Below are 26,750 nucleotides of genomic sequence, written 5' to 3' on the forward strand. Positions count from 1 at the left end.
CGACAAGCGGGTGCTCAGACGAACGCGCGGTGGATCCAATCGAGCTGGATCTGCGCCAGGATGGCGACGGTCGCATAGCAGACGATCGTGATGAGCGGCACCCAGGAGTAGGCGGCCGTGAAGAAGCGCCGGGCGCGCTCCGGGACGGGGATGTTCCCCTCTTTGAGGTTGTAGAGGGTCACCGCCCAGAAGGTCGGGATGGTGACCGCCCAGGTGACCATGCACCACGGGCACAGCACGTTCAACACGGTGAGCGACTGGGTGATCAGGAAGACGACCAGCGCCAGCGCGAGCACGACGCCCACGTTGAAGGCGATCCAGTACCAGCGCGCGAACCGACCGCGGACCGCGAACAATCCGACGCCGACAGCGATCGTGGCCGTCCAGCCGCCGAGTCCGAGCACCGGGTTCGGGAAGCCGAGGAGCGAACCCTGCCAGGAGTTGAGGTTTTTCGAGCAGCCCACCAGCACGCTGAAGTTGCAGGACAACTGGGCGTCCGGGTTCTCGAGGAGGTGGAACTTGTCCACGGTCAGCATGAAAGCGGCCCACAGGCCGATGACTCCGGCGGCGATCAGGAAGACCGCAAGAACGGTGGGGCGCCGGTAGGGGGCCGCGACGACAGGTTCAGACACCCTCGGATTATGGCATGCGCCACGCGCGTCGTCCTGGGAGCTACGGTCATCGGCGCGCGCGTCATGCGATAATCGTCTGTGGACGTCGAACCGGCCCGGCCGGAGACGTGCGAAGAAGGCTTGAGGGCGCCCCCGGCGCCCGGTGAGGGTCGGCCGAAGAGGTCGGCGGAGACAGAGCCGGATGCGCGCCGCGCCACGAGCCGGCGGTGTCCGAGCAAGGATTACGGGGCAGGCCGAGTGTCAGTTCCGACGGAGAGTACCCGGTGAGCGGGGAACCGCACCGGTCGAGGAGTGCACCAGCGATGGTGGAAAACGAGAATATCGACAGCAATGGCAACGACACGGAGACGGGAGGGCGCAAGCGCAAGGGGCTCTTCGGAGCGCGGCGCGCGGTGAAGCGCACCACCGATTCCCCCGTGCAGCAGGCCTCGGTACAGCAGGACACCGTGGCGGAAGCCCGCGCAGCGCGGCCGACCTCCGCGACGGTGCAGGACGACGTGGTGACCGCCTCAGCGACGACGGTGACGCAGCCGGAGACCATCGCGGAGGCGGCGACGCCGACGCAGGCTCAGACTTCGACGGGGGCGAAGACCGACGCGGTGGTCGAGCGCGGTGCGCACGAGCCGCCGGCGCTCCCGGCGCCGCACGGCGACGAGGAGGCGCCCGTCGCCGCCGCCGTCCCGGGCCTCCCGCCCACGACGCTGCTGTTCCAGGCGCCGGACATCGTCCCCCTCCCGCCGCTCCCGGGCGACGATGAGGAGCAGGCGGGCTCCGTGCGCCGCCGGTCGCGCCGACGCGCCGGCGAGTCGGGCCGTGAGGGCGCGAACGACCCGGCGAACACCGTCGTCAAGGTGCGCACGCCGCGCGAGCCGGAGCTCATCACCGAGCCGCAGAAAGTCAAGGGATCGACCCGTCTCGAGGCCAAGAAGCAGCGTCGCCGCGACGGTCGCGACGCCGGTCGCCGCCGCCCGGTCATCACCGAGGCCGAGTTCCTCGCCCGCCGCGAGTCCGTCGACCGCCAGATGATCGTGCGCTCGAAGGGCGGCCGCATCCAGATCGGCGTGTTGGAGGACAAGGTGCTCGTGGAGCACTACGTCGCCCGCTCGCAGGAGGCGTCGCTGATCGGCAATGTCTACCTGGGTCGTGTGCAGAACGTCCTTCCCAGCATGGAGGCGGCGTTCGTCGACATCGGTCGCGGCCGCAACGCGGTGCTGTACTCGGGCGAGGTCGACTGGGACGCCGTGGAGACCGGCAATCAGCCGCGCCGCATCGAGCTGGCGCTGAAGCCGGGCGACCGCGTTCTCGTCCAGGTGACCAAGGACCCGGTCGGCCATAAGGGCGCTCGACTGACCAGCCAGATCTCGCTTCCCGGCCGCTACCTCGTCTACGTGCCCAACGGCTCGATGAACGGCATCAGCCGCAAGCTCCCGGACACCGAGCGCTCGCGCCTCAAGAAGATCCTCAAGGAGGTGCTCCCCGAGAGCGCGGGTGTGATCGTGCGCACCGCCGCGGAGGGGGCCACCGAGGAGCAGCTGACGCTCGACGTCAACCGCCTCACCGCGCAGTGGGCCGACATCAGTGCGCAGGTCGAGAGGCAGCAGGCTCCCGCCCTGCTCCACAGTGAGCCCGACCTGCTGATCAAGATCATCCGTGACGTCTTCAACGAGGACTTCCAGAAGCTCGTGATCGCGGGGGACGACGCGCGCCAGACGATCGAGAACTACCTGCGCCAGGTCGCCCCGGACCTCCTCGACCGGGTCGAGGCCTACACGGGAGAGCGCGACGCGTTCGACGAGTTCCGCATCACGGAGCAGATCGAGAAGGCGCTCGAGCGCAAGGTGTGGCTGCCCTCCGGTGGCTCGCTCGTCATCGACCGCACCGAGGCGATGACGGTGGTGGACGTCAACACCGGCAAGTTCGTGGGCTCCGGCGGCAACCTGGAGGAGACGGTCACCAAGAACAACCTGGAGGCCGCGGAGGAGATCGTGCGCCAGCTGCGGCTGCGCGACATCGGCGGCATCATCGTCGTCGACTTCATCGACATGGTGCTCGAGTCGAACCGCGATCTCGTGCTGCGGCGCCTGATCGAGTGCCTCAGCCGCGACCGCACCAAGCACCAGGTGGCCGAGGTCACCTCGCTCGGCCTGGTCCAGATGACCCGCAAGAAGCTCGGCCTCGGTCTGCTGGAGACGTTCAGCGAGGCGTGCGAGGTCTGCGCGGGCCGTGGCGTCGTCGTGCACCACGACCCGGTCGTGAAGCACCGCCAGCCCCAGCAGCAGGCACCCCAGGGCGAGCGCCGCCGAGGCCGCGGCAACGGGGGCGGGTCCGGATCGCAGACGGTGTCCGGCGTGACCCAGAACGGCACCGGGAACGGCGGCACGCACGCCATCACGGACGACGCGAAGAACGCGCTCGCGCAGATCGCCGCCTCCACCATCCACGCCCACCCGCACGACGAGGAGGCGGCACCGGCGGAGGCCGCTCCGGCGGAGGCCGCTCCGGCGCCGAAGAAGCGCCGCCGCAAGGGAAAGGGCGGCGCGTCGGGCGAGCAGGCTCCTGTTGCAGAGGCTTCCGCTGCAGAGGCTCCCGCTGCAGAGGCTCCGGACGCCGAGGCTCCGGCCGACGTCCGCGCGGGAGAGGCACCGGCCGTCCCGGACCTCGAGCCGGCTCCCGCCGCGGAGGACGACGGCACGCTGGTGCCGCTGATCGACCTGCCCGAGCCGCACGATGCGCCCGCGCCCGCCGAGCGCCCCTCCGCCCAGGAGGCCGCGTTGCTGCTCGACTCGGTGCTCGACGCTCTTCCGGCGCCGAAGGAGCCGGGCCAGGGCCGCAGCCGCAGCCGGCGCGCCAGCACGGCGGTCATCGCCGGCGGGGAGATCGCCCACCCGGGCGAGTAGCGCGCGACGCAGACACGCGACCGCGTCCGGAGGCGCTGACCGGCTCAGTGCCTCCGGACGCGGTCGCGTGCTTTGACGCGCAGTCCGCTCGCGATGAGCCGGGTGACGAGCTCTTTGCCGGGGACGGCGAGGGCGCCGGCGGCCACCAGCTCGTCGTGACGGCGGTCGGGGACGTCGTAGTGGTCGCGGTCGAAGGCGCGCGCGGGGATGTCGTTGGCGGCGGCGAAGGCGTGGAGTTCCTCGAGCGACGCGTCGCTGACCAGATGCGACCACAACATGCCGTGGGCGGGCCATGCCGGGGGATCGATCAAGACCGTCATAGAATGATTGTAGGAACGGCGCCATCGACGGTGCTGCACGGCCCCGGAGCCCCCTCGCTGAATTGACGAGAAGAGTGGCCTCGGGTAAAGTTGACCGCTGGTGTGTGTTGGGCGTCGCCCTGATCGACACCATGGTTTTCTGAGAGCCGCCCCCGATCCACGGGGCGCCGGACTCGCCAGTGACTTCCGAGAACAGTAAGAGTAGGACCAGGTCCGGGCCGTCAGGTCGCCGGGAGCTGTTCCCCGACGAAAAGGTACTGAAAGTGGTTTACGCAGTTGTGCGCGCCGGTGGCCGGCAGGAGAAGGTCGAGGTCGGCACCATCGTCACGATGGACCGCATCAAGGCCGACAAGGACGGCAACGTCGAGCTGGCTGCGGTCCTGCTTGTCGACGGTGACAAGATCACCTCGGACGCCAAGTCCCTCGCCAAGGTGAAGGTCACGGCGGAGGTCCTCGGCGACCTGCGCGGTCCGAAGATCGTCATCCAGAAGTTCAAGAACAAGACCGGCTACAAGAAGCGCCAGGGCCACCGCCAGGAGCTCACGCGCGTCAAGATCACCGGCATCAAGTAGTCGACCCGGACCTCCCGAGGAGAAGAAGACATGGCACACAAAAAGGGAGCGAGCTCCACTCGCAACGGCCGCGACTCGAACGCGCAGCGCCTCGGCGTCAAGCGCTTCGGCGGCCAGACCGTCAGCGCGGGTGAGATCCTGGTCCGCCAGCGCGGCACCCACTTCCACCCCGGCGTGAACGTCGGCCGTGGCGGCGACGACACGCTGTTCGCCCTGGCGGCAGGCTCGGTCGAGTTCGGCAGCAAGGGCGGCCGCAAGGTCGTCAACATCGTGGCGGTCGAGGCGTAGCCTCCACCACCAGCACCACTTTCCGGATGGGCGGGCTTCGGCCCGCCCATCCGTCGTTGAGGACAGAACAAGGGAGCACCACATGGCGACGTTCGTTGATCGCGTGACGTTGCATCTGCGCGCCGGCAACGGCGGCAACGGGTGCGTCTCGGTCCGGCGGGAGAAGTTCAAGCCGCTGGCCGGCCCGGACGGCGGCAACGGCGGCAACGGCGGCGACATCGTGCTGGTCGCCGACCCGCAGGTCACCACGCTGCTCGGGTTCCACCGCGCGCCGCACCGCTCGAGCGAGAACGGCGGCTTCGGGATGGGCGACCATCGCAGCGGCCACCAGGGCGAGGACCTCGAGCTGGCCGTGCCGGTCGGCACGGTGGTCAAGAGCGCCGACGGCGAGGAGCTGATCGACCTCACCGAGCCGGGCACCCGGTACGTGGTGGCGCCCGGCGGCATCGGCGGACTGGGCAACGCCGCCCTCGCGAACCCGAAGCGCAAGGCGCCCGGCTTCGCCCTGCTCGGCACGCCCGGGTGGGAGGGCGACATCCTCCTCGAGCTGAAGACCGTCGCCGACGTCGCGCTGGTCGGGTTCCCCTCGGCGGGCAAGTCGAGCCTCGTGGCGGCGCTGTCGGCCGCCAAGCCGAAGATCGCCGACTATCCCTTCACCACCCTGCACCCGAACCTCGGGGTCGTGCAGGCGGGTGACGTGCGCTACACCATCGCCGACGTCCCCGGCCTCATCGAGGGCGCGAGCGAGGGCAAGGGCCTGGGGCTCGAGTTCCTCCGCCACGTCGAGCGGTGCTCGGCGCTGCTGCACGTGCTCGACTGCGCCACGCTCGACCCCGGGCGGGACCCGCTGAGCGATCTCGACGTCATCCTCGGCGAGCTCGCCGCGTATCCGGTGCGCGACGGGCAGCTGCCGCTGCTCGAGCGCCCCCAGCTGGTCGCCCTCAACAAGATCGACGTCCCCGACGGCCGCGAGCTGGCCGACTTCGTGAAGCCGGAGCTCGAAGCGCGTGGCTACCGGGTCTTCGAGATCTCCTCCGTCAGCCACGAGGGCCTGCGCCCCCTCTCGTTCGCCCTCGCCGAGCTCGTCGAGCACGCACGACGCGAGCAGGCGCAGCTCGAGGCCGAGCGCCCGCGCATCGTCATCCGCCCGCGCGCCGTCGACGAGATGCCGTTCACCGTCAAGGTCGAGGGCGGGTCCGACGGTCCCGTCTTCCGCGTGCTCGGCGGCAAGCCGGAGCGCTGGGTGCAGCAGACCGACTTCGCCAACGACGAAGCGGTCGGCTTCCTGGCCGACCGGCTGGCGAAGGTGGGCGTCGAGGAGGCTCTGTTCAAGGCGGGCGCGGTGGCGGGCTCGACCGTCGTCATCGGCCGCGACAACGGCGTGGTGTTCGACTGGGAACCGACGCTGACCTCCACGGCCGAACTCATCACATCCCCGCGCGGCACGGACGCCCGCCTCGACGGGAACGCGCGCCCCACGCGCAACCAGCGCCGCGAAGACTATTTCGACCGGATGGACGCCAAGGCCGAGGCGCGCGCCGAGCTGATCCGCGAGCGCGAAGCGGGCCTCTGGCAGGACGACGACTACGACGACGCCGCGGAGGGCGGCAGCGAGGAGACGGGCCGCGAATGATCATCGACGACCGCAGCCGGATCCGCACGGCCAGACGCATCGTCGTCAAGGTCGGTTCGTCCTCGATCAGCGGCGACAACGCCGGGCAGATCCAGCCGCTCGTCGACGCCCTGGCCGAGGCGCACGGGCGCGGCACGCAGGTCGTCCTGGTCTCCTCCGGCGCCATCGCGACGGGCATCCCGTACCTGTCGCTCGCCGAGCGCCCCACCGATCTCGCCACGCAGCAGGCGGCGGCGGCGGTCGGGCAGAACGTCCTCATCTACCGGTACCAGGACAGCCTGGACCGCTACGGGATCGTCGCGGGACAGGTGCTGCTGACGGCGGGGGACATGGAGACCCCGACCCACCGCACCAACGCCAAGCGGGCGATGGAGCGGCTCCTCGACCTCCGCATCCTGCCCATCGTGAACGAGAACGACACCGTCGCGACCCACGAGATCCGCTTCGGGGACAACGACCGGCTCGCCGCGCTCGTCGCGCTGCTGGTAGAGGCGGACGTGCTCGTCCTGCTGTCCGATGTCGACGCGCTCTACACGAAGCCCCCGCAGGAGCCCGGCGCCGAGCGGATCGACCGGGTCGACTACGACGACGAGCTGGCCGGTGTCGAGATCGGCGCCACGGGCACGTCCGGTGTCGGCACCGGGGGAGCTCTCACGAAGGTGTCCGCCGCGCGTCAGGCCGCGGAACGGGGAACCGCCGTCGTGCTCACCTCCACGGCCCTCGTGGCGGAGGCGCTGCGCGGCGAACCCGTCGGCACCTGGTTCGCCCCCGCGCCGGACGGCGTGCCGAGCGTCACGGGAGCCCTCTCGGCCGTCACTCCCGGGACCGTCGCGTCCTAGACTGAGAGCATGTCTCAGACCACCGCCGCACCCGTCGCGCTCATCGACAAGCTCGCCGCGGCCAAGCACGCCTCACTCGCGCTCTCGACGGCGAACACGCTGCAGAAGAACGCCGCCCTGACGGCGATCGCGGAGGGCGTGCTCTCCTCGTCCGCCGACATCCTGGCGGCCAACGAGCTCGACCTCGCGAACGGCCGGGAGAACGGTCTCTCGACGGGACTGCTCGACCGTCTGACGCTCTCTCCCGCCCGCCTGCAGGGGCTCGCGGACGCGGTGCTCGAGGTGGTCGGCCTGACCGACCCCGTCGGACAGGCCGTGCGCGGCAGCACCCTGCCGAACGGCGTCGCGATCTCCCAGGTCCGCGTGCCCTTCGGCGTGGTCGGTGCGATCTACGAGGCGCGCCCCAACGTCACCGTCGACATCGCGGCGCTCGCGATCAAGAGCGGCAACGCCGTCGTGCTGCGCGGCGGGAGTGCGGCCATCGAGACCAACCGCGTGCTGGTGGAGGTCATCCAGTCGGCCCTTGCGACCGCCGGGCTGCCTGCCGCCGCGGTCCAGACCGTCGACGAGTTCGGCCGAGCGGGCGCGGGCGAGCTGATGCGGGCGCGCGGCTACGTCGACGTGCTCATCCCGCGGGGCAGTGCCGATCTCATCCGCACCGTGGTGACCGAGTCCACCGTGCCCGTCATCGAGACCGGGGCCGGCGTCGTGCACATCGTGCTCGACGAGAGCGCGCGAGAGGACTGGGCGGTCGACATCGTCCTCAACGCCAAAGTGCAGCGGCCGAGCGTCTGCAACGCCGTCGAGACACTGCTCGTGCACCGAGGGGCCGCCGAACGGCTGCTCCCTCCCGTGCTCACCGCCCTCGCGGAGTCCGGGGTCACCGTGCACGCCGACGAGCGGGCGCTTCCGTACGCGGTCGCCGGCGTCCCCGTCACGGAGGAGGACTGGGCGACCGAGCACATGAGCCTCGACATCTCCGTGAAGGTCGTCGACGACCTCGACGAGGCGATCGACCACATCCGTCGCTACTCGACGCAGCACACGGAATCGATCATCACGAACGACCTCGCGAACGCCGAGCGGTTCCTGGGCGAGGTGGACTCCGCCGTCGTGATGGTGAACGCCTCCACCCGCTTCACCGATGGCGGGGAGTTCGGCTTCGGCGCCGAGGTCGGCATCTCGACCCAGAAGCTGCACGCCCGCGGCCCCATGGGTCTCCCGGAGCTGACGAGCACCAAGTGGATCGTCCGCGGGTCCGGGCAGATCCGCGGCTGACCGCCCGCTAGACTGATCGGCGGGCCAGCGCCCACCGGAAAGGAAGAACCCCGATGTCATTTCTGACGACCGTCCTCGCGGAGGCCGAGACCCACGTCGAGCTGCCGATGCCCACCTGGGCTTATGGCGCCATCGCCCTCGCCGTCTTCGCGGTGCTCGCGATCGTGGTGTTCAGCTACAAGGACGTCGCCAATCGGCACAGCCACAAGGCCGCTCCCGACGCCGCGTCGCACGCGGGCGCCCCGGGCGCGACGCACCACGGCAGCGGGCACCCGAACCAGGGACACTGACCCTTCCGGGCATGGAGCTCTCGGAGAACAGCCGGCCGCGCATCGGCGTGATGGGCGGGACGTTCGACCCGATCCACCACGGCCACCTGGTCGCCGCCAGCGAGGTGGCGCAGTCGTTCGACCTCGACGAGGTCGTGTTCGTCCCCACCGGGCAGCCCTGGCAGAAGGGCGCAGTCACGGAGGCGGAGCACCGCTACCTGATGACGGTGATCGCGACGGCCTCCAATCCGCGGTTCACCGTGAGCCGCGTGGACGTGGACCGCGCCGGCCCGACCTACACGATCGACACCCTCCGCGATCTGCACGAGCAGCGGCCGGACGCCGAGCTGTTCTTCATCACGGGCGCCGACGCGGTCGCCCAGATCCTCAGCTGGCGCGACGTCGAGGAGCTCTGGAAGCTGGCCCACTTCGTCGCTGTGAGTCGCCCGGGACATGACTTGAGTATTTCTGGATTGCCGTCGAGCGACGTAAGCTTGTTGGAAGTTCCGGCCCTGGCGATCTCGTCCACCGATTGCCGGAGCCGGGTGAGCAGGGGATTCCCGGTCTGGTACCTCGTGCCGGACGGTGTCGTCCAGTACATCTCGAAACACCACTTGTATCGGAGTGTTGCATGACTTCGTGGCCTGACCAGCCAGCGGGAGGCCAGCCGCCCCAGACTCGGCGACAGGCCCGCGAGAGCGAGCGCGCCGCAGGGCGTCGGGACGCCCGCCGCGCAGGAACGACCGAGCCGACGCCGGGCGGGGAGATCCCCGACCTGACCGCGACGGCGGCATCCGCTGCCGGCCGGCCGGCAGACACCGCGTCCGACCGCCCGACCATCCCGGCGACGGCGTTCGCCGAGCCGGGTGTGCTGCCGCCGACGCGTCCGCACACGGCGGGCGGCGACGACTTCGACGCGCTCCTCTTCGCGGGCGCCCCGGCGTCGCAGGAGAGCCCCGCCGATGCCGGCGACGACGCCTCCGGGCTCTTCCGCCAGGCGGCCGACCCCGCGAAGCCGCAGGCGGTCACCCAGCCCCTCGCCGTGGTGGACGGGCCGCCCGCGCCTGCAGGCACGTCCGGATCCGCCACGCCCGGATCCGTCGCAGCCACGCCCGCGTCGGTCGCCGTGCCCGGGTCCGCCGCCGGGTCCATCCCGGCGGATCCGTCCGCTCCGGCCGGCGTCGCCCCCGAGCGCACTCTCACGCGTCGTGAACTGCGGGCCATGATGCAGGCGCAGGAGGCGAACCAGCAGGCGAACCACACGCCGCAGCCCGCCGAGCCGATCGTCCCCGTCACGTTCACGCCTCCGGCCGCTCCGGCCGACGCGAAGCCGCCGGCCGCGGAGGAGACCCCGGCAGACGGCGCCAAGACGGCCTGGCCGTTCGCACCGCTGACGCCGTCGAGCGGTGCGCAGGCGGAGGCGCCGGAGGCCCACGGTTCGTCGGCCACCGCGGTTCCGCCCGTCCGCACGTCCGCGGCGGCGTCCCCCTTCGCCTCGCTCGGTCTGGCGCCGGCGCCGGGCGCGACGGCCGGGGCGCAAACGCCCGCGCCGGCTGCGGATCCCGCCGAGACCGCACAGGAGCGACGCCCCTTCACCCCGCCGACCGGGCACTGGTCGACGGCAGCCGACGTCGAAGACGAGAGCGAGCCGATCATCTCACGCAACGTCGGCCAGTCGACGGCCGCGACGACGACGAACGCGCTCATCCTCCCGGCCATCCCACGTCCTGACGCCACGGCGCCGCTGACCAGCACGGGGGAGATCCTCGTGACCGGGTCGATCGACCTGCCGCGAGGCGTCGGGGCGACCGGACTCAACCCGGAGCACCTCGACTCGTCCGACATCGACAACCTGCTCGACGGCGAGGAGAACGAGTTCAACACCTCGGAGGTGGCGCCTGTGCGTGCCTCCCGTGCGATCAGCACCCACACGTCCACGCGCGGCGTCATCACTCCGCCGAAGAAGCGCGGCAACGCCCTGCCGACCGTGCTGATCATCACGGCGGGCGTCCTCGCCGTGGGCGTCATCGGACTGCTCGTCGCGGCGTACTGGCTGAAGGTGTTCTGATCCTCCGCTCCGCCATCTCGACACCCGCCATCGTCACCGCACCGGAGGCACGACAGTGACCGCATCCCCGCACGCCCGAGAGATCCTGCAGATCGCGGCGGCCGCCGCCGACGCGAAGGGCGGGGAGGACCTCGTCGCCCTCGACGTCTCCGGTCCGCTGCCGCTGACCGACGCGTTCCTGCTGGCGACCGGGCGCGTCGAGCGCAACGTGCTGGCCATCGCCGGCGAGGTCGAGGACCGCCTGAACGAGGCCGGGGTGAAGACCCTGCGCCGCGAAGGCCGTGCCGAAGGCCGCTGGGTGCTGCTCGACTTCGGCGACCTCGTGGTGCACGTCTTCCACGAGGAGGACCGGATGTACTACTCGCTCGAGCGCCTCTGGAAGGACTGCCCCGTCCTCCCGATCGAACTGCCGGTCCACGACACCGCGCAGTAGGCCGCCTGCGCCGTCACGGCGTTTTCCCGGCTTCGCCTGAGAGTTCTCTCATGCGCGCAGGTTCTACTGTGGACATGAAGTGTCCTACCGACAGTGCGACCCTGGTCATGAGCGAGCGCAGCGGCATCGAGATCGACTACTGCCCCGAGTGCCGCGGCGTCTGGCTCGATCGCGGGGAGCTCGACAAGATCATCGAGCGGGCAGGTGCGAGCGCGTCCCCGAGGCCGGCGGCGCCGCCAGCGCCGGCATACCAGGAGGCGCAGTTTCGCGAGCCGCAGTACCGGCAGCCGTCGTACCCGCAGCAGGGCTACGAGCAGCAGCGCCCGTACAGGAAGAAGCGCGAGAACTGGCTCAGCGAGCTGTTCGACTGAGCCTGCGACGACGACGCGCCCGGGGAGGCTCGGATTTTTTCCTGGGCGAGTCGGTGTAGTACGCTGGATGAGTTGTCGCGGGAGACCGAGACAGCAACGAGAAGTGAACAACGGGTCTGTGGCGCAGCTGGTAGCGCACCTGCATGGCATGCAGGGGGTCAGGGGTTCGAGTCCCCTCAGATCCACCATGTCTTGAGTCGCGACATAGGTCTCACCTGAGTCGTGTCTTAGGTCTCACGTGAAGAAGCCCTCGGCCATCGGCCGGGGGTTTTCTCGTTGTTGCGCCAGTAGCTGCGGGTGGGGTCGATGGTGTGGGTGGAGAGGATTTCGCCGGTGTTCAGGGCGATGACGGTGACGGTGGTGTCGTCGGCGAGGGCGAGGATGCGGGTTCCGCGGTGGTGGTAGCCGATGCCGAGGTGGTGCATTCGGCCGGCGCGGCGGAGGCTGACTTTGCCGCCTGTTCCGACGAGGTCGTAGCGGATGCGGTAGTGGCCGGGGGTGCGGGCCTGGGCGGGGAGCGCTTTCGGGGTGGCGCGGAATGCTTGCCCGGGTGTCTGCCGGTTCAGGGCGCGGTGGGGGCGGTGCTCGTTGTAGTGCTCCCGGAACGCGTCGAGCTGAGTCTGGAGCTCGGTCAGGGTGTCGGCGGCGGGCCGTGCGGTGAGCCAGCGTTTGAGGGTTTGGTGGAAGCGTTCGATCTTGCCTTGAGTTTGCGGGTGGCTGGGTGAGCCGTTCTTCTGGGTGACGCCGAGCAGGGGGAGCAGGTATTCGAAGGCGTTGCGGCCGCCGCCGAACCGGGCGGTGTAGACCCTGCCGTTATCGGTCAGGGTGGAGGCAGGGATGCCGTGCCGTTCGGTCGCGGTCAGGAAGCTGGTGACCACGTCGTCGCCGGTGACCGGGCGGTGTGCGGTGCAGGAGAGCAGGTAGCGGGAGTGGTCGTCCAGCCAGTTCAGGATCTCGATATCGGTGCCATCGGCCAGGCGCCAGTGGGTGAAGTCGGACTGCCAGGTCTCGTTCGGTTGCGCGGCCTGAAACCGGAGGTAGGAGGAGCGGGGCCGTTTCCGGGGTTCCGGGGTGATGAGCCCGGCGGTGTGGAGGGTCCGGCGGATCGTCGAGGTCGACGGAGCCTGCAGGTTCTCCTGTTCGAGGTGCCAGGCGATGGTGACCGGGCCGGCATCCAACCCGTTCCCGATCAGCTCAGCTCGCAATTGCAGGATCCGTTCCCGGACTTCGTCCGCGGTTCGCTGCGGGCTGGTGTGCGGGGCTCGGGAGCGCGGTTCGACCGCGTCCAGGCCGCCGTCTCGGTAGCGTGCGAGCAGCCGATGCAGGTGCCGGCGGGAGAACCCGTACTCGGCAGCTGCCGCCGTCACGGTGAGCTGTTTGGACACGATCTTCATCACGGCGACCCGAGCCTTCGACATGCCACCGACTGTGACGCATGTCCCGACTCACCAGGGACCTATCAACTGAGACCTATGTCGTGAACCCAGACACCCTCAGATCCACCACGGGAAGCCCGGCTTCCGCGAGAACTCGCGGAGCCGGGCTTCTTTCGTTCATGGATGCGACTGTCCCCGACGGATGGGTCGGGCGGGTCCGGCACAGCTCGCCGTTCGGTTCTCAGTCGCGCCGCAACTGCGAGCGCACGGCCGTCAGCGCACGCACGGCGGCGACGGCCCGGCGAAGCCGGGACGGCGGGCGGACGGTGCCGAGGGCGTCGGCGGGGAGCGATGTCGAAGCGAGCCTGCGTTGCAGTTCGCGGAACCCGTCGATCTGCAGCGCGAGGGTCTCCAGGTCCACTGTGGGCGCATCCAGCTCTGCGAGGAGGTACTCGGGCGCGGTGACGAGGGCGACGGCCGGGATGCGGTGCTCCAAGAGCGGCTCTCCCTCGCCGAAGTGGATGAGTGGCGCCGGTTTGGCGACCGTGGCGGAAGCCCCGTCGCGCTCCGGCCAGACCAGCCGGACGAGGCTGGCGAGCTCGCGCGTCGTGGCGTACAGCAGCTCGGGCTCTGCCGCACCTGTCGGGCCGTAAGCGCCGGTGGCGGGGTCGACGGCGAATGCACGTGCCCCCAGGTGCTCGATCGCGAGTCCGGCGACGGCGCGCAGATGTCCGATGCGGCCGTCCCAGAGCTCGGGGTGGTCGCGCAGCCAGGCGGTGGTGGCCTGGCCGTGGTCGGTCATGGCCGGGATCCGCAGGTGACCCGTGACCGCGGCGAAGACGATCGTACGGTCGTGCGCGGTCCCCGCTGCGTCTCTGGCGAGCGCGAGGAGGCCGATGTGTCCGTTCTCCTCGACCTCGTTGGAGCCGTCCGTGTGGGTGATCACGAGGACGGACTCGCCGCGCACGGCGCCAGGGGAGACGGCCCAGACGGTGTCGGTGGGGGCAGCGGGCGTGAGCGCGGCGACGAGGCGGAGGCGTGCGGTCGCCCCGCGGCTCGCACCGGCGCGGAGCCGATCGGAGACGCTCTCGGGCGCCCACACCGCCGGTAGGTCGTGGTAAGGCTGGGTGAACGGGACGTACTGGCCGGCGGCGATCGCGTCGGGGAGGCCGCGCCAGACGGCGACGACGCCGAGCACCCCCGCGGCTCGCGCGGCGGCGAGGTCGAGACCGCCGAGTTCGGCACTCAGGACCGGGTTGCTCACGGTCGGTCCCAGCGCCGTCGAGCCGTCCCAGCTGTCGACGAGGAAACGCGAGGGGACGCGGAGGTGGGGCACCTCGACGACGGCGATGGCTCCCGCCGCGTCGGCCCAGCGCGGCCGGCGACCGCCCAGACGGACGAGGCGTCCCGTGACGCCGTCGGCGGGGGTGGCTCCGGAGTACGGCCACGCGGACGCGAGTGGGATCCGCTCGCCGCCCACCTCCAGCGAGACCGCGGACTCGGGGGCCTCCCACCGGTCGAGGACGTGCCCGTCGCGGTGCACCTCGAGCCCGAGCGCGGCCAGTTCGTCGGCGATCGTGTCGACGAGCTCGCTGTGTGCGGCGGAACCGGTGGAGCGCATCCCGAGCAGGGTGAGCTGCTCCAGCTGGGCGGCGTATCGCGGCTTCGGGTTCTGCATGCCCCCATTCTGGCGCGCAGCGATGACCCCAGGACCGGGGGTGGCCCGCGTGGCCAGGCAGGCGCGTCTCGCAGCACTCGGAAAGGAAACGTCGGTAGGCTTTCCCGCATCCCACCGCTCCCGATCCCGGAAAGGCACGCCATGACGGACCTGCCGCGCCGCCACCAGCGCGCCCGTGGCCCGCAGCCCGTGCGCCACGGCCGACTCCGCCGCCGCGGCGCCGTCGGGTACGTGTTCGGGCTGCTCGCCGCGGCGATGGCGGTCGTGCTCGTGAGCGTCGGCGGTGTCGCGGCGTATGCGGTGTGGGACGTCGCCCGTTCGGTGAAGACCGGGGTGAAGCTCGTCTCGCTCCCCGGCCACACCCAGCAGGCCATCCCGGATGTCGCCGCGATGGAGGGTGGCATCAACCTCCTCATCGCCGGCACCGACAGCCGTTCCGGTCTCGGCGGGATCTACGAGTCGGCGGACGAGCAGGACGCGAGCAGCGGCGAGGGCAACAACGACGTCACGATGCTGCTGCACATCGCACAGGACCACAAGAGCATGATGGTGGTCAGCTTCCCGCGCGACCTGATGATCGCCATCCCGGACTGCCCGGCCCAGAACGGCGACGGGACCATCGACGGGAGCTCGTACGCACAGTTCAACACGGCGCTCTCCCGCGGCGGCCTTCCGTGCGTCGTCCTGACGGTCGAGAAGCTGACGGGGTTGACCATCCCGTTCGGCGCGATCATCAACTTCGCGGGCGTGAGCGCGATGTCGACCGCTGTCGGCGGCGTCTCCGTGTGCCTCGCGACGCCGGTGGAGGACAAGTACACGAACCCGCCGCTGGACCTCCCGGCCGGGGACAACGAGCTCGTCGGCGACGAGGCGCTCTCGTTCCTCCGCAGCAGGCACGGCGTCGGCGACGGCAGCGACCTCGGCCGCATCTCGAACCAGCAGGTGTTCCTCTCGGCTCTGGCGCGGAAGGTCGTCAGCGGCGGCGTGCTCTCCAACCCGGTGCAGCTCTACGGGCTCGCCAAGGCCGCCGTGCAGAACGTCACGCCCTCGGAGTCGCTGAGCAACCCCACGACGCTCGTGCAGATCGCCCTCGCCGTCAAGGACACGGGTCTCGAGAACATGGTGTTCGTGCAGTACCCGACGGTGACGGACCCGGACAACGTCAACCGGGTCATCCCGCAGTCCTCGGCGGCGAAGGCCCTCAACGAGGCGCTCGTCAACGACGTCCCGGTGAAGCTCACCGGGACGACGGGCCGGGCGGCGGAGGACCCGAGCGCGACATCGACGCCCGCCCCGACGGACACGGGTGCGGCGACCGATCCGGGCGCCGCGACGGACGCGGGGTCGCCCCCGGCGGATGCCCCGGCTGCGCCCGCGCCGACGGACACGGGAGCGGCGGTCGAGCTGCCCTCCAGCATCACCGGGCAGACCGCCGCGCAGGTCACGTGCACCAAGGGCAACAACTAGCCGCGCGGGAGAGCGCTTGCACCGGCGGCCCGGTGGCCGTTGAATGAGTCCATGGCGTCCGAACGCATGACTTCGCTGCAGCTGCGCGTGCTGATCATCGCGATCCTCGCCAGCTTCGTGGCCTTCCTCGACGGCGCGGTCATCAACGTCGCCCTTCCTGCGATCGACAAGGAGCTCGGCGGGGGATTGCCGCTGCAGCAGTGGGTGGTCGACGGGTATCTCGTGACCCTCGGGTCGTTCATCCTGCTGGCAGGCTCGCTGTCCGACGTCTTCGGCCGCAAGCGCGTGCTCTACATCGGGCTCATCGGCTTCGGGATCACCTCCCTGCTCTGCGCCTTCGCCCCCGACGGCGTCTTCCTCGTGATCGCGCGCGCCCTGCAGGGGATCGCGGGCGCGCTCCTGGTCCCGAGCTCGCTGGCGATCATCATCTCCCGCTTCGACGGCGCCGCGCAGGCGAAGGCGATCGGCCGGTGGACGGCGTGGACGGGAATCGCGATGATCGCCGGGCCGGTGATCGGCGGGGTCTTCGTGGACACTCTCTCCTGGCGGTGGGTGTTCGTGATCAACGTCGTGCCGATCGCGATCACCCTGGTGCTGATGCTCACCCTCGGCGAGACGGACCACGGCACCGGGGGCCGGGTCGACGTGCTCGGCGCGGTCTTCGGATCGGTCGGGCTGGCGGGCACCGTCTTCGCGCTGATCGAGCAGGGCGCCTACGGCTGGGTGAGTCCGCGGGTCTGGATACCGCTGGCCGTCGGTCTGCTCTCGCTCGCGTCCTTCTTCATCGTGGAGACGCGGGTGAAGCAGCCGATGCTGCCGCTCGCACTGTTCCGCGTGCACAACTTCTGGGTCGGCAACATCGCTACCGCGTTCGTGTACGGCGCACTCTCCTTCGGCCCGCTGATCGTCACACTGTTCCTCCAGCAGGTCGCCGGCTTCTCGGCGATCGCGGCCGGGTTTGTCTTCATCCCCTCGACGCTCTGCATGCTGCTGTTGTCGGGATTCTTCGGCGGCCTGGCGGGGCGGTACGGCCCGCGGCTGTTCATGGCGGTCGGGCCGATGGTGGCGTCGGTCGGCTTCCTGTGGCTGCTCCTGGCGGACGCGCACGTCGACTATTGGATCAGCCTGCTGCCGGCGGTGCTGCTCTTCGGCATCGGACTCTCGATGACGGTCGCGCCGCTCACCAGCGCCATCCTCGGCGCGATCCATCCGGCGGAGGCGGGGATCGCGTCGGCGGTCAACAACGCCGTGTCCCGTATCGCCGGGTTGATCACGGTCGCGATGGCGGGCCTCGTGATCGGGCAGCAGCTGGATGTCGACGGCCTCCACCGGGCGATGATCACGACCGCCGCACTCCTGCTCGCGGGCGGCATCGTCTCGGCCATCGGCATCCGCAACAAGGCGCCGGTGGCGGAGCCGGTTCAGGCCGCGACGACAGACTGACCCGCGATCGCCAGCATCAGCACATCGATCAGTGCGCACGTCATGATGAGCTGCATGAGCAGTCGGGTGGGACTGCTGCGCAGCAGGAGCACGACGCCGAGCGCGGCCGCGGCGAGTCCGAGCACCAGACCGACGGTGAGCGCGGGACGCATCGGCCACCCCGGTCCCAGCGCGACGAGCGCGGTCGCCACGGCAAGGCAGCCGAACGCGAGGAGACCGCTGACCATGGCACCCAGACGGTGCGGGAGGCCACGGATGCCGGTGCGCTCATCGTCCGCCAGGTCGGGCAGCACGTTCGTGATGTGGGCGGCAACGCCGAGCAGCGCCCCTGCGAGAAGCACCCAGGCCGCCGGGACCACCGGGCGCTCCTGCCCGAGTGTCGCGATCGCCGGCAGGAGGCCGAAGCTGATGGCGAACGGCACGAACGACAGGACGGTCGACTTCAGGCCGAGGTTGTAGGCCCAGCCTCCGGCGATGGCGACCGCGTGCGCAGCCAGTGCGCCGGGGCCCAGCGGAGCGGTCGCGACCAGAGCGAGCCCGAGGGCAGAGAAGGCGGCCGCCCGGACCGCGGTGGGGGAGATGTCACCGCGAGCGGCCGGCTTGTCCGCCCGGTCGACGGCGCGGTCGCGGGCGGCGTCCAGCCAGTCGTTCGACCACCCGATGGAGAGCTGGCCGAGCAGGATGGCCAGCGCGAGCAGGGCGAGGCGTCCGGGGGAGTATCCCAGACCGATTCCGAGACCGGCCGCGACGGCGGTGACCACGAGCGTCGGCCCGGGATGCGAGGCGAGCAGCAGGGAGGTCACGCGCGTCGCCATGCCCGCCATGCTAGACCTGGGCGCGCGCAATGCAAGAGACTTGCGTGATTCTGCAAGCACTTGCGTACACTGTCCGGTATGTCGAAACGTCTCGCCGAGGTCGCGCGTAAGGTCGGAGTCAGCGAAGCGACCGTCAGCCGAGTGCTGAACGATAAGCCGGGAGTGTCCGCGGCGACCAGGGAGGCTGTCCTGACCGCCCTCGACGTCCTCGGCTACGAGCGCCCCACCAAGCTGCGCGGGGAGCGCGCGCGCCTGGTCGGCCTCGTCCTCCCCGAACTGCAGAATCCGATCTTCCCGGCCTTCGCCGAGATCATCGGCGGCGCCCTCGCGCAGAACGGATACACCCCTGTGCTGTGCACCCAGACGGCCGGCGGGATCTCGGAGGCCGACTACGTCGAGCTGCTCCTGCAGCAGCAGGTGTCGGGCGTCGTCTTCGTCGGGGGTGCCTACGCCCAGGTCGACGCGTCGCACGAGCACTACGACCGGTTGCGCGACCTCAACCTCCCCACGGTCCTGGTGAACGCGCCGGTCGACGAGCTGCACTTCGCTACCGTCTCGTGCGACGACTCCGTCGCGACGGGGCAGGCGCTCGGCCACCTCCGCTCCCTCGGGCACGAACGGATCGGACTGCTCCTGGGGCCGCGCGACCACGTCCCCTCGATGCGGAAGCTGGAGGCGGCGCGCCGGATCAGTGCCGAGTGGGGCACGCCACTGTACGAGGGGCTCGTCGTCCATTCGCTGTATTCGTTGGAGGCGGGGCAGGCGGCGGCGGCCCGCCTGCTCGCCGCCGGTGTCAGCGCCATCGTCTGCGCGAGCGACCCCATGGCGCTGGGCGCCATCCGTGCGGCGCGCAGGGCGGGGCTGTCCGTCCCGCGCGACGTCTCGATCGTGGGTTACGACGACTCCGCGCTGATGAACTGCACCGAGCCGCCGTTGACGACCATCCGTCAGCCCATCGAGCCCATGGGGCGCACCGTGATCGAGCTGCTGCTGCGCCAGATCTCGAGCGACTCCGCCATCCGGGACGAGCTGTTCTTCGAGCCGGAGCTGGTGGTGCGGGGGTCCACCGGGCCCGCCTGAGGCGGCGGCGGAGCGCAATTCGGCGCAAATGTACGCAAGTGAATTGCGTATTGTTGAGTTCTTGCATCATCTTGTCGCGTTAGCTACATTTCGGTAGCAGCGACGGCGCCGAGAGCGCGTCGCGACAGCCGCGGCCCGCTCCGAAGGGCCGCCCGATGCGATGGGCTCACCGTGGATCTCTCCCTGCTGACCGGCGACACCGCCGGGCACGACACCGTCGCGGCGGCCGCCCCCGGCGCCGCCGCGCACCCGACCGGCGCGACTCCGAGGGACGACGACTCCGCCTGGTGGCGCAGCGCGGTCATCTACCAGATCTACCCGCGGAGCTTCGCGGACGGCGACGGTGACGGGGTGGGCGATCTCGCGGGTGTGCGGCAGCACCTGGACCACCTGAAGGCGCTCGGCGTCGACGCGATCTGGTTCACGCCCTGGTACGACTCCCCGCTCGCGGACGGCGGCTACGACGTCGCCGACTACCGCCGCATCCATCCCGCTTTCGGCGATCTGGCCGAAGCGGAGGCCCTCATCGCGGAGGCGCTCGCCCTCGGCATCCGGACCATCGTCGACATCGTCCCCAACCACGTCTCCGACCGGCACCCCTGGTTCCGGGCGGCGCTGGCGGCCGGCCCCGGCTCGCCCGAGCGGGAGCGGTTCTGGTTCCGCCCCGGACGCGGCGAGCACGGGGACACGATGCCCACGAACTGGGAGTCCAACTTCTCCGGGGACACCTGGACGCGCACGAGCGAGGCCGACGGCACGCCCGGCGAGTGGTACCTCCACCTCTTCAGCCCGGAGCAGCCCGATCTCAACTGGAACCACCCCGACGTGCGCCGCGAGCACGAGGACATCCTGCGGTTCTGGTTCGACCGCGGTGTGGCCGGGGTGCGCATCGACTCCGCCGCGCTCCTCGTGAAGGACCCGGCCTTGCCTGAGGTCCCGGAGGCGCCGGGCGCGGGCGAACACCCCACCCAGGACCGCGACGAACTCCACGACATCTACCGCTCGTGGCGGGCGATCGCCGACTCCTACCCGGGCACCCGGGTGCTGGTGGGGGAGATCTGGCTGCCCGACATCGACCGGTTCGCCCTGTACCTCCGCCCCGACGAGCTGCACACGGCGTTCAATTTCGACTTCCTCGCGCGGCCGTGGGATGCCCGCGAACTGCGCACCTCCATCGACGAGACGCTCGCGGCGCACGCTCCGGTCGGCGCGCCGAGCACCTGGGTGCTCTCGAACCACGACGTCACCCGGCCCGTCACGCGCTACGGGCGGGAGGACTCCTCGTTCGCCTTCGCGAAGAAGCGGTCGGGCACGCCGACCGATCTGGAGCTGGGGCGACGCCGCGCCCGCGCCGCCGCGCTGCTCACGGCGGCCCTGCCGGGATCACTGTATCTGTACCAGGGCGACGAGCTCGGGCTGCCGGAGGTCGAGGACCTGCCGCCCGACCGCCTCGAGGACCCGATGCACTTCCGCTCGGGCGGTGTGGACCCGGGGCGCGACGGCTGCCGGGTACCTCTGCCCTGGCGCGGCGCGACCGCCCCGTTCGGATTCAGCCCGGCCGGAGCGACCTCCGAGCCGTGGCTGCCCCAGCCGTCGGCCTGGGCGGCGCTCACCGTCGAGGCGCAGCAGAGCGACCCGGCGTCGATGCTCTGGCTCTATCGCCAGGCGCTGCGCATCCGGCATGAGGAGGCCGGTCTCGGCGACGGCCCCTTCGCCTGGCTGGACGCCCCTGACGGCGTGCTGGCGTTCGCGCGCGGCGACCGTTTCGCCTCCGTCACGAACCTCTCTCCGGATGCCGTCCCCCTGCCGGACAGCACCGCCATCCTGCTCAGCAGCAGCCCGCTGGTCGACGGCCTGCTGCCCTCCGACGCGACGGCCTGGCTGCGCACGCAGCCCTGACCGCCGCCGACCGCCACACCCGCACCACACTGAGTGACCCTCACCACATCACGGAAGGAAACACCGACAATGAAGTCACCACGCACGATCGCGGCCGTCACCGCGGTCGCCCTCGCCGGAGCAGGCATCCTCGCCGGCTGCTCGTCATCCGGAGGCGACGCCAACGACGGCAAGGTCCACATCACCGTCGCCAGCCTCATCCCGGGCAGCGACAAGGCCGCCTTCAAGGCGTTCGACGACCGGGTCAAGGAGTTCGAGAAGGCCAACCCCGACATCGTCGTGAAGTCGGAGGAGTACCAGTGGACGGGCCCGACGTTCGCGACGCAGCTCGCGGGCGGCACCCTCCCCGACGTCTTCAACGTGCCGTTCACCGACTCCCAGTCGCTCATCCAGGCGGGTCAGCTGGCCGACATCACGGCCGAGGTGAACAAGCTGCCCTACGCGTCGAAGTTCAACGAGAACGTGCTCGCGGTCGCCAAAGACGGCGACAAGATCTACGGGATCCCGTACGGCCCGTACGCGATGGGGCTCTCGTACAACCGCGAGATCTTCACCAAGGCAGGGCTCGACCCCGACAAGCCGCCGACGACCTGGGACGAGGTCCGCGCCGACGCCAAGACCATCTCCGAGAAGGTCCCCGGCGTCGCGGGCTACATGCAGATGACGCAGGGCAACACCGGCGGCTGGGAGCTCACCACCACCGTCTACGCGCGGGGCGGCCGCGTGGAGACCACCGAGGGCGGGAAGACGAAGGTCACGACCAACAACCCCGTCACCAAGGAAGCCCTGCAGTGGCTGAAGGACCTGCGGTGGAAGGACAACTCGGTCGGGAGCAACTTCCTGCTGGACTGGTCCGGCATCAACCAGGCGTTCGGCGCCGGGCAGATCGCGATGTACCCGTCCGGCTCCGACGTGCTCACCTCCCTTGTGCAGCAGAACGCGGTCGACCCGAAGAACTACGGGCTGACCATGCTGCCGATCGACCACAGCAACACGGACGCCGGCGTGCTCGCCGGCGGCAACGTCGCGGCCGTCAGCCCGAAGTCGACCCAGGAGCAGAAGGACGCCGCGGTCAAGTGGATCGACTTCTACTACATGCAGAAGCTGCTGAACCAGGACCAGGCCGTGGCTGACGCGAAGGTGCTGGTGAAGTCGGGCCAGCCGGTCGGTGTCCCCACCCTGCCGGTCTTCGATAAGGCGACGTACGACCAGAACATGGAGTGGATCACGGACGAGATCAACGTGCCGCAGCAGAACGTGGCTCCGTTCACGGACAAGATTTTCGACGCGAACCTGGTGCCCGAGCCGAACAAGCACACCCAGGAGCTGTACGGAGCGCTCGACACCGTCGTGCAGGCCGTGTTGACGGACCAGAACGCAGACATCGATCAGCTGCTGACGAAGGTCGACTCCGACATCCAGAAGCTCGTCGACGCCGACAAGTGACCACCCGGCCGGCCGGCGGCGCCACGTGCGTCGCCGGCCGGCCGGCTCGATCCGAGAGGGTGATCCGCGCATGACCGCGATCGACCGCACCCGCCCGGCCGCGCGCCGGGCCCGACGCACGCCCCTGACCTGGCTGCGCGGCGGCGGACTCAGCAACCTGCTGTTCCTGCTGCCGATGCTCCTGATCTTCGGCGTCTTCTCCTGGTGGCCCATCGTGCGCAGCGTGGTGATGAGCTTCCAGCACACCAATCTGGTGAGTCCGCCCGTCTGGGTGGGCTGGGACAACTTCGTCCAGGTGGTCAATGACCCGCTGTTCTGGACGGCCGTGGGGAACACCGCCTGGTTCGCGCTGCTCGCGCTCGTCCTGGGCTACCCCATCCCCTTGATCGCAGCGGTGCTGATGAGCGAGGTGAAGCGCGCGAAGGGACTCTACAGCGCGCTGGCCTACTTGCCGGTGGTCGTTCCGCCGGTCGTCGCCGTGCTGCTCTGGAAGTTCTTCTACGACGCGCGTCCCACGGGTGTCTTCAACACCATCCTGGGCTGGGTGGGCATCCCGCCGCAGCCGTGGATCCAGGATGCGACGCAGGCGATGCCGTCGCTGGTCGTCGAGGCGACCTGGGCGGCCGCCGGCGGCACGATCATCATCTATCTCGCCGCCATCACCGGTGTCGCTCCCGAGCTGTACGACGCCGCCGAGGTCGACGGCGCGAGCATCTGGCGCAAGATCTGGCACGTGACGCTGCCCCAGCTCCGGGGCGTGCTGCTGATCACCCTGATCCTGCAGATCATCGGCACGGCCCAGGTCTTCCTGGAGCCGTTCCTGTTCACCAGCGGCGGCCCGGTCAACTCGACCGTGACGATCCTGCTGCTGATCTACCGCTACGCGTTCCAGAACTCCCTCGGCGGCGACTACGGCGCCGCGACGGCGCTCAGCCTCATGCTCGCCGCGTTCCTGGCCGTCCTGTCCCTCGTGTACTTCCGCCTCACCAAGTCCTGGAGCCAGAATTGAGCACGTCCACCCAGCTTCCGCCCGAGGTCACGACGGTCGTGACCGCCGTCGTCGAGGAAGGCGCGAGCCCGGAGGCGCCCCGGCGTCGTCGGCGCCGAGGTCGGCCGCAGGAGGAGGGCGACCGCGGCATCCTCTCGATCTCCGACCGCCGTCGCCCCGGCGTGCGATGGACGTCGCGAGTCGTCAACGCCGTGCTCCTCGTGCTCCTGATCGTGGTCGGTCTCGGGCCGCTGCTCTGGCTCGCCAAGTCGGCCATCACCCCCACGGCGGACACCCTCAAGACCCCGATGGCGCTGTTCCCGAACGGCGTCGACTGGGCCAACCTGTCGACCGCGTGGTCCACCGTGCACATCGATGTCCAGTTCGTGAACACGATCTGGGTCGCTGCCGGGTCGTGGGCCGCGCAGATCCTCGTCGCCACCACCGCCGGCTACGCGCTGAGCGTGCTGCGGCCGAGGTACGGGAAAGTGCTCTACGGCCTCATCCTCACGACGCTGTTCGTGCCGTCGGTCGTGCTGCTGGTGCCGCTGTACCTGACCATCCTGAACCCGCCGCTGCTCGGCCAGTCGCTCATCAACACCTTCTGGGCGGTCTGGCTCCCGGCGGGGGCGAGCGCGTTCAACGTGGTCCTCGTGAAGCGGTTCTTCGACAACCTGCCGCGCGAGGTGTTCGAGGCGGCGCGGACCGACGGGGCGGGGCCGTTCCGCCTGTTCTGGTCGATCGTGCTGCCGATGTCCAAGCCGATCCTCGGCGTGGTCTCGGTGTTCGCGATCATCGCGGCGTGGAAGGACTACCTCTGGCCCCTCCTCGTGCTGCGCGATCCGGCCCTCCAGCCCCTCTCGGTGCGCCTGCCCACCCTGCAGGCGGCGATCCAGCTGGACGTGTACCTCGCGGCGCTCGCGATCTCGACCCTCATCCCGATCGTGCTGTTCCTGGTGTTCCAGGGACTCTTCCTGCGCAGCGCCGGGCTCGGAGGCGCCGTCAAGGGGTGAGGGCTAGCATCGTCTGATGCGGACGACGAGGCGGTGGGCGACGGCAGGCGTCGCGGCCGCGCTCGCGGTGACGGCCGCCGGCCTCGTGGGCTGCACCGCACCTGGTCCCGCTCGCCCTGCCGCCTCCGCTCCGCATGCTCCGGTCCGTGACTCGGCGACGCCGTCGCCGGCCCCGACCCGCGATCCCGCGGAGGCGTTCGCGGACCAGCGGCTGGCGAACATGACGCTCCGCCAGAAGGTCGCCAGCCTCTTCATGCTCCACGCTGGAGGGACGGACGGTGCGGCGCTGCGTGGCTTCTCCGATCGGTACGGGCTGGGCGGGCTGATCCTGATGGGCGACAACATCCCGGCGTCGCCGGAGGCGCTGGCCGGCCAGACGGCTGCGATGCGGGCATCCGACCCGACGATGCCGCCGCTCATCGGCATCGATGAGGAGGGCGGCGACGTCACGCGGCTCCCGTGGGACGGCCAGCCCGGCGGGGAGGAGCTGCGCGGCGGGAGCCCGGACGCGACACGTGCTGCGTTCTCCGCCCGGGCGGCCCTGCTGAAGCAGGCGGGCGTGAGCCTCAACTTCGGTGTGGTCGCGGACATGACGGCCGATCCGTCCTCGTTCATCTCCGACCGCGTGCTCGGGACCGACCCGGCCGGCGCGGCCGACCGCGTCGCGGCGGCGGTGGCGGGGGAGCGCGGCAGCGTGCTGAGCACCCTCAAGCACTTCCCGGGCCACGGGGAGACCGACGCCGACTCGCATCTCACCGTTCCGACGACCACGGTCTCGCGGGCGCAGTGGGAGGCCAGGGATCTGCCGCCGTTCCGCGCGGGGGTGGATGCGGGGGCCGAGGTCGTGATGTTCGGACATCTCGTCTACAGCCAGGTCGACGCCGCTCCCGCGTCCCTCTCGCCGACCTGGCACCGCATCCTGCGAGACGAGGTGGGGTTCCACGGCATCACGATCACCGACGATCTGCGGATGCTGCAGGACACGGGACTCCCGCAGTACCAGGACGCCGGGGCGAACGCGGTCGCGGCGATCGCCGCGGGCAACACGATGGTGCTCATGGTGCAGGGCGCCGACACCGATCCCGCTGCTCTGATCGACGCGGTCGTCGCCGCGGTCGGGGACGGTCGGATCCCGGTCGAGCAGATCGACGCGGACGCACGCGCGCTGATCGTCCTGCGTCATTCGATGACGAAGGAAGAGTGACGCGTCAACTTTTTTGGCAGAATCGGAATAGACCGACGATACATACGCTTGCATGTACTCGAGCGGGGCGAAGCATCGTCCGCCCGCTCCGCAAGCGAGACCACCGATTCTCAAGGAGATCACCGCATGACCATCGACATCCCCGGCTACAAGGCGGGCACCTGGACCATCGACCCCGTGCACAGCGAAGTCGGCTTCAGCATCCGTCACCTCATGATCAGCAAGGTCAAGGGCACGTTCGAGAACTTCGACGCGACCTTCGTGACCGCCGAGAACCCGCTCGAGTCGACCGTCACGGCGAAGGCCGAGGTCGCGTCCGTCAACACCAAGAACCCCGACCGCGACGCGCACCTGCGCACCGGCGACTTCTTCCTCGCCGAGGAGTACCCGACCATCGACTTCGTGTCGACCGGTGTGCGCCACGAGGACGGCGACTTCCTCGTCGACGGCGACCTGACGATCAAGGGCGTGACCAAGCCGGTCACGTTCGAGTTCGACTTCGGCGGCTTCGGCCAGGACCCGTACGGCAACTACAAGGCCGGCGCGACCGCGAAGACGAAGATCAACCGCGAGGACTTCGGCCTCACCTACAACGCGGCGCTCGAGACCGGTGGCGTGCTCCTCGGAGAGGACGTCACCATCACGCTCGAGCTGCAGGCGGTCCTCCAGCAGGCCTGACCTCTCCCGCGCGGAACGGAACCGCCGAGCACGCAGATCCTCTGCGTCCTCGGCGGTTCTTCG

At 70.2% G+C, this 26,750-nt stretch carries 25 protein-coding genes and 1 tRNA gene; 21 read left to right on the plus strand and 5 right to left on the minus strand.

All coding sequences use genetic code 11. From position 1 onward, the window contains the following. Nucleotides 1-14 precede the first annotated feature (14 nt). Entirely contained in the window at nt 15-632 is a 618-nt protein-coding gene (locus tag IT072_RS09975) for a vitamin K epoxide reductase family protein (protein WP_223360795.1), read from the minus strand. Nucleotides 633-934: 302 nt separating this feature from the next. Here IT072_RS09975 and IT072_RS09980 point away from each other — a divergent pair, with 302 nt between their 5' ends. Further along, nucleotides 935-3,529, plus strand: a complete 2,595-nt coding sequence (locus IT072_RS09980; RefSeq protein ID WP_223360796.1) for an Rne/Rng family ribonuclease — start codon at nt 935-937, stop codon at nt 3,527-3,529. Nucleotides 3,530-3,573: 44 nt separating this feature from the next. On the opposite strand, the gene IT072_RS09985 is transcribed toward IT072_RS09980, so the two are convergent. Continuing rightward, nucleotides 3,574-3,849, minus strand: coding sequence for a DUF4031 domain-containing protein (locus IT072_RS09985; protein ID WP_223360797.1), 276 nt, complete (start codon nt 3,847-3,849; stop codon nt 3,574-3,576). A gap of 263 nt (nt 3,850-4,112) precedes the next feature. Here IT072_RS09985 and rplU point away from each other — a divergent pair, with 263 nt between their 5' ends. From rplU to IT072_RS10040, 11 genes are all read left to right on the plus strand, one after another. Then, nucleotides 4,113-4,421, plus strand: coding sequence for a 50S ribosomal protein L21 (rplU, locus tag IT072_RS09990; protein ID WP_055916382.1), 309 nt, complete (start codon nt 4,113-4,115; stop codon nt 4,419-4,421). A gap of 30 nt (nt 4,422-4,451) precedes the next feature. After that, nucleotides 4,452-4,709 carry a 50S ribosomal protein L27 gene (gene rpmA / locus IT072_RS09995; protein ID WP_223360798.1) on the plus strand — a complete coding sequence of 86 codons (258 nt, stop codon included), beginning with the start codon at nt 4,452-4,454 and terminating at the stop codon, nt 4,707-4,709. 82 nt (nt 4,710-4,791) lie between these two features. Beyond that, nucleotides 4,792-6,342 carry a GTPase ObgE gene (gene obgE, locus IT072_RS10000; RefSeq protein WP_223360799.1) on the plus strand — a complete coding sequence of 517 codons (1,551 nt, stop codon included), beginning with the start codon at nt 4,792-4,794 and terminating at the stop codon, nt 6,340-6,342. Then, the gene (gene proB / locus IT072_RS10005) at nt 6,339-7,181 is read left to right on the plus strand and encodes a glutamate 5-kinase (RefSeq protein ID WP_223360800.1); all 843 of its coding nucleotides are present in this window, start codon (nt 6,339-6,341) and stop codon (nt 7,179-7,181) included. The genes obgE and proB overlap by 4 nt, the downstream gene beginning before the upstream one ends. A gap of 9 nt (nt 7,182-7,190) precedes the next feature. Continuing rightward, the gene (locus IT072_RS10010; protein ID WP_223360801.1) at nt 7,191-8,459 is read left to right on the plus strand and encodes a glutamate-5-semialdehyde dehydrogenase; all 1,269 of its coding nucleotides are present in this window, start codon (nt 7,191-7,193) and stop codon (nt 8,457-8,459) included. 53 nt (nt 8,460-8,512) lie between these two features. Beyond that, nucleotides 8,513-8,749, plus strand: coding sequence for a hypothetical protein (locus IT072_RS10015; RefSeq protein WP_223360802.1), 237 nt, complete (start codon nt 8,513-8,515; stop codon nt 8,747-8,749). 11 nt (nt 8,750-8,760) lie between these two features. Beyond that, on the plus strand, nt 8,761-9,363 hold the full coding sequence (nadD, locus tag IT072_RS10020) for a nicotinate-nucleotide adenylyltransferase (RefSeq protein ID WP_223360803.1): 603 nt from the start codon (nt 8,761-8,763) through the stop codon (nt 9,361-9,363). Next, nucleotides 9,360-10,796 carry a hypothetical protein gene (locus IT072_RS10025; protein WP_223360804.1) on the plus strand — a complete coding sequence of 479 codons (1,437 nt, stop codon included), beginning with the start codon at nt 9,360-9,362 and terminating at the stop codon, nt 10,794-10,796. Before nadD ends, IT072_RS10025 begins: the two co-directional genes overlap by 4 nt. Nucleotides 10,797-10,851: 55 nt before the next feature. Further along, nucleotides 10,852-11,229 carry a ribosome silencing factor gene (gene rsfS / locus IT072_RS10030; protein ID WP_223360805.1) on the plus strand — a complete coding sequence of 126 codons (378 nt, stop codon included), beginning with the start codon at nt 10,852-10,854 and terminating at the stop codon, nt 11,227-11,229. Nucleotides 11,230-11,303: 74 nt separating this feature from the next. Beyond that, on the plus strand, nt 11,304-11,600 hold the full coding sequence (locus IT072_RS10035) for a TFIIB-type zinc ribbon-containing protein (protein WP_223360806.1): 297 nt from the start codon (nt 11,304-11,306) through the stop codon (nt 11,598-11,600). 112 nt (nt 11,601-11,712) lie between these two features. Then, nucleotides 11,713-11,788 (plus strand) — tRNA-Ala (locus IT072_RS10040). Between the two features lie 39 nt (nt 11,789-11,827). On the opposite strand, the gene IT072_RS10045 is transcribed toward IT072_RS10040, so the two are convergent. After that, a complete protein-coding gene (locus tag IT072_RS10045) occupies nt 11,828-13,018 on the minus strand; it encodes an IS481 family transposase (RefSeq protein WP_223357653.1) in 1,191 nt (396 codons plus the stop codon). Nucleotides 13,019-13,217: 199 nt separating this feature from the next. After that, nucleotides 13,218-14,654 (minus strand): hypothetical protein, encoded by a 1,437-nt coding sequence (locus IT072_RS10050; protein WP_223360807.1) that lies wholly within the window; start codon nt 14,652-14,654, stop codon nt 13,218-13,220. 141 nt (nt 14,655-14,795) lie between these two features. Here IT072_RS10050 and IT072_RS10055 point away from each other — a divergent pair, with 141 nt between their 5' ends. Continuing rightward, nucleotides 14,796-16,121 (plus strand): LCP family protein, encoded by a 1,326-nt coding sequence (locus IT072_RS10055; protein ID WP_223360808.1) that lies wholly within the window; start codon nt 14,796-14,798, stop codon nt 16,119-16,121. Between the two features lie 51 nt (nt 16,122-16,172). Further along, nucleotides 16,173-17,564: an MFS transporter gene (locus IT072_RS10060; protein ID WP_223360809.1), complete on the plus strand. Its 1,392-nt coding sequence runs from the start codon at nt 16,173-16,175 to the stop codon at nt 17,562-17,564. Here the strand turns inward: IT072_RS10060 and IT072_RS10065 are convergent. Further along, on the minus strand, nt 17,543-18,379 hold the full coding sequence (locus tag IT072_RS10065) for a UbiA family prenyltransferase (protein ID WP_223360810.1): 837 nt from the start codon (nt 18,377-18,379) through the stop codon (nt 17,543-17,545). The two genes, IT072_RS10060 and IT072_RS10065, sit on opposite strands and share 22 nt — an antisense overlap. Nucleotides 18,380-18,457: 78 nt before the next feature. On the opposite strand from IT072_RS10065, the gene IT072_RS10070 reads away from it, so the two are divergent. The 7 genes from IT072_RS10070 (at nt 18,458) to IT072_RS10100 (ending at nt 26,687) form a co-directional block, all read left to right on the plus strand. Then, nucleotides 18,458-19,459, plus strand: a complete 1,002-nt coding sequence (locus tag IT072_RS10070) for a LacI family DNA-binding transcriptional regulator (protein WP_327058948.1) — start codon at nt 18,458-18,460, stop codon at nt 19,457-19,459. A gap of 303 nt (nt 19,460-19,762) precedes the next feature. Further along, entirely contained in the window at nt 19,763-21,358 is a 1,596-nt protein-coding gene (locus IT072_RS10075) for a glycoside hydrolase family 13 protein (RefSeq protein ID WP_442786802.1), read from the plus strand. Nucleotides 21,359-21,427: 69 nt separating this feature from the next. Further along, the gene (locus IT072_RS10080; RefSeq protein ID WP_223360813.1) at nt 21,428-22,804 is read left to right on the plus strand and encodes an ABC transporter substrate-binding protein; all 1,377 of its coding nucleotides are present in this window, start codon (nt 21,428-21,430) and stop codon (nt 22,802-22,804) included. Nucleotides 22,805-22,874: 70 nt separating this feature from the next. Further along, on the plus strand, nt 22,875-23,813 hold the full coding sequence (locus IT072_RS10085; RefSeq protein ID WP_223360814.1) for a carbohydrate ABC transporter permease: 939 nt from the start codon (nt 22,875-22,877) through the stop codon (nt 23,811-23,813). 128 nt (nt 23,814-23,941) lie between these two features. Continuing rightward, entirely contained in the window at nt 23,942-24,805 is an 864-nt protein-coding gene (locus IT072_RS10090; protein ID WP_442786803.1) for a carbohydrate ABC transporter permease, read from the plus strand. 16 nt (nt 24,806-24,821) lie between these two features. Continuing rightward, nucleotides 24,822-26,009 carry a glycoside hydrolase family 3 N-terminal domain-containing protein gene (locus IT072_RS10095; protein WP_223360815.1) on the plus strand — a complete coding sequence of 396 codons (1,188 nt, stop codon included), beginning with the start codon at nt 24,822-24,824 and terminating at the stop codon, nt 26,007-26,009. Nucleotides 26,010-26,135: 126 nt separating this feature from the next. Next, nucleotides 26,136-26,687 (plus strand): YceI family protein, encoded by a 552-nt coding sequence (locus IT072_RS10100; RefSeq protein WP_223360816.1) that lies wholly within the window; start codon nt 26,136-26,138, stop codon nt 26,685-26,687. Nucleotides 26,688-26,750: the final 63 nt, after the last annotated feature.

The organism is Leifsonia sp. ZF2019, from assembly GCF_019924635.1.
GTDB lineage: Bacteria > Actinomycetota > Actinomycetes > Actinomycetales > Microbacteriaceae > Leifsonia.

Bases quoted from the DNA above. Each gene is read 5' to 3' on its own strand.
- IT072_RS10085 (WP_223360814.1), top strand. From the start codon at position 22,875: ATGACCGCGATCGACCGCACCCGCCCGGCCGCGCGCCGGGCCCGACGC.
- IT072_RS09980 (WP_223360796.1), top strand. From the start codon at position 935: ATGGTGGAAAACGAGAATATCGACAGCAATGGCAACGACACGGAGACG.
- IT072_RS10070 (WP_327058948.1), top strand. From the start codon at position 18,458: ATGTCGAAACGTCTCGCCGAGGTCGCGCGTAAGGTCGGAGTCAGCGAA.
- IT072_RS10055 (WP_223360808.1), top strand. From the start codon at position 14,796: ATGACGGACCTGCCGCGCCGCCACCAGCGCGCCCGTGGCCCGCAGCCC.
- proB (WP_223360800.1), top strand. From the start codon at position 6,339: ATGATCATCGACGACCGCAGCCGGATCCGCACGGCCAGACGCATCGTC.
- obgE (WP_223360799.1), top strand. From the start codon at position 4,792: ATGGCGACGTTCGTTGATCGCGTGACGTTGCATCTGCGCGCCGGCAAC.
- rpmA (WP_223360798.1), top strand. From the start codon at position 4,452: ATGGCACACAAAAAGGGAGCGAGCTCCACTCGCAACGGCCGCGACTCG.
- IT072_RS10025 (WP_223360804.1), top strand. From the start codon at position 9,360: ATGACTTCGTGGCCTGACCAGCCAGCGGGAGGCCAGCCGCCCCAGACT.
- IT072_RS10010 (WP_223360801.1), top strand. From the start codon at position 7,191: ATGTCTCAGACCACCGCCGCACCCGTCGCGCTCATCGACAAGCTCGCC.
- IT072_RS10050 (WP_223360807.1), bottom strand. From the start codon at position 14,654: ATGCAGAACCCGAAGCCGCGATACGCCGCCCAGCTGGAGCAGCTCACC.
- IT072_RS10095 (WP_223360815.1), top strand. From the start codon at position 24,822: ATGCGGACGACGAGGCGGTGGGCGACGGCAGGCGTCGCGGCCGCGCTC.
- IT072_RS10045 (WP_223357653.1), bottom strand. From the start codon at position 13,018: ATGTCGAAGGCTCGGGTCGCCGTGATGAAGATCGTGTCCAAACAGCTC.
- IT072_RS09985 (WP_223360797.1), bottom strand. From the start codon at position 3,849: ATGACGGTCTTGATCGATCCCCCGGCATGGCCCGCCCACGGCATGTTG.
- IT072_RS10100 (WP_223360816.1), top strand. From the start codon at position 26,136: ATGACCATCGACATCCCCGGCTACAAGGCGGGCACCTGGACCATCGAC.
- IT072_RS10035 (WP_223360806.1), top strand. From the start codon at position 11,304: ATGAAGTGTCCTACCGACAGTGCGACCCTGGTCATGAGCGAGCGCAGC.
- IT072_RS10015 (WP_223360802.1), top strand. From the start codon at position 8,513: ATGTCATTTCTGACGACCGTCCTCGCGGAGGCCGAGACCCACGTCGAG.
- nadD (WP_223360803.1), top strand. From the start codon at position 8,761: ATGGAGCTCTCGGAGAACAGCCGGCCGCGCATCGGCGTGATGGGCGGG.
- IT072_RS10060 (WP_223360809.1), top strand. From the start codon at position 16,173: ATGGCGTCCGAACGCATGACTTCGCTGCAGCTGCGCGTGCTGATCATC.
- IT072_RS10065 (WP_223360810.1), bottom strand. From the start codon at position 18,379: ATGGCGACGCGCGTGACCTCCCTGCTGCTCGCCTCGCATCCCGGGCCG.
- IT072_RS10080 (WP_223360813.1), top strand. From the start codon at position 21,428: ATGAAGTCACCACGCACGATCGCGGCCGTCACCGCGGTCGCCCTCGCC.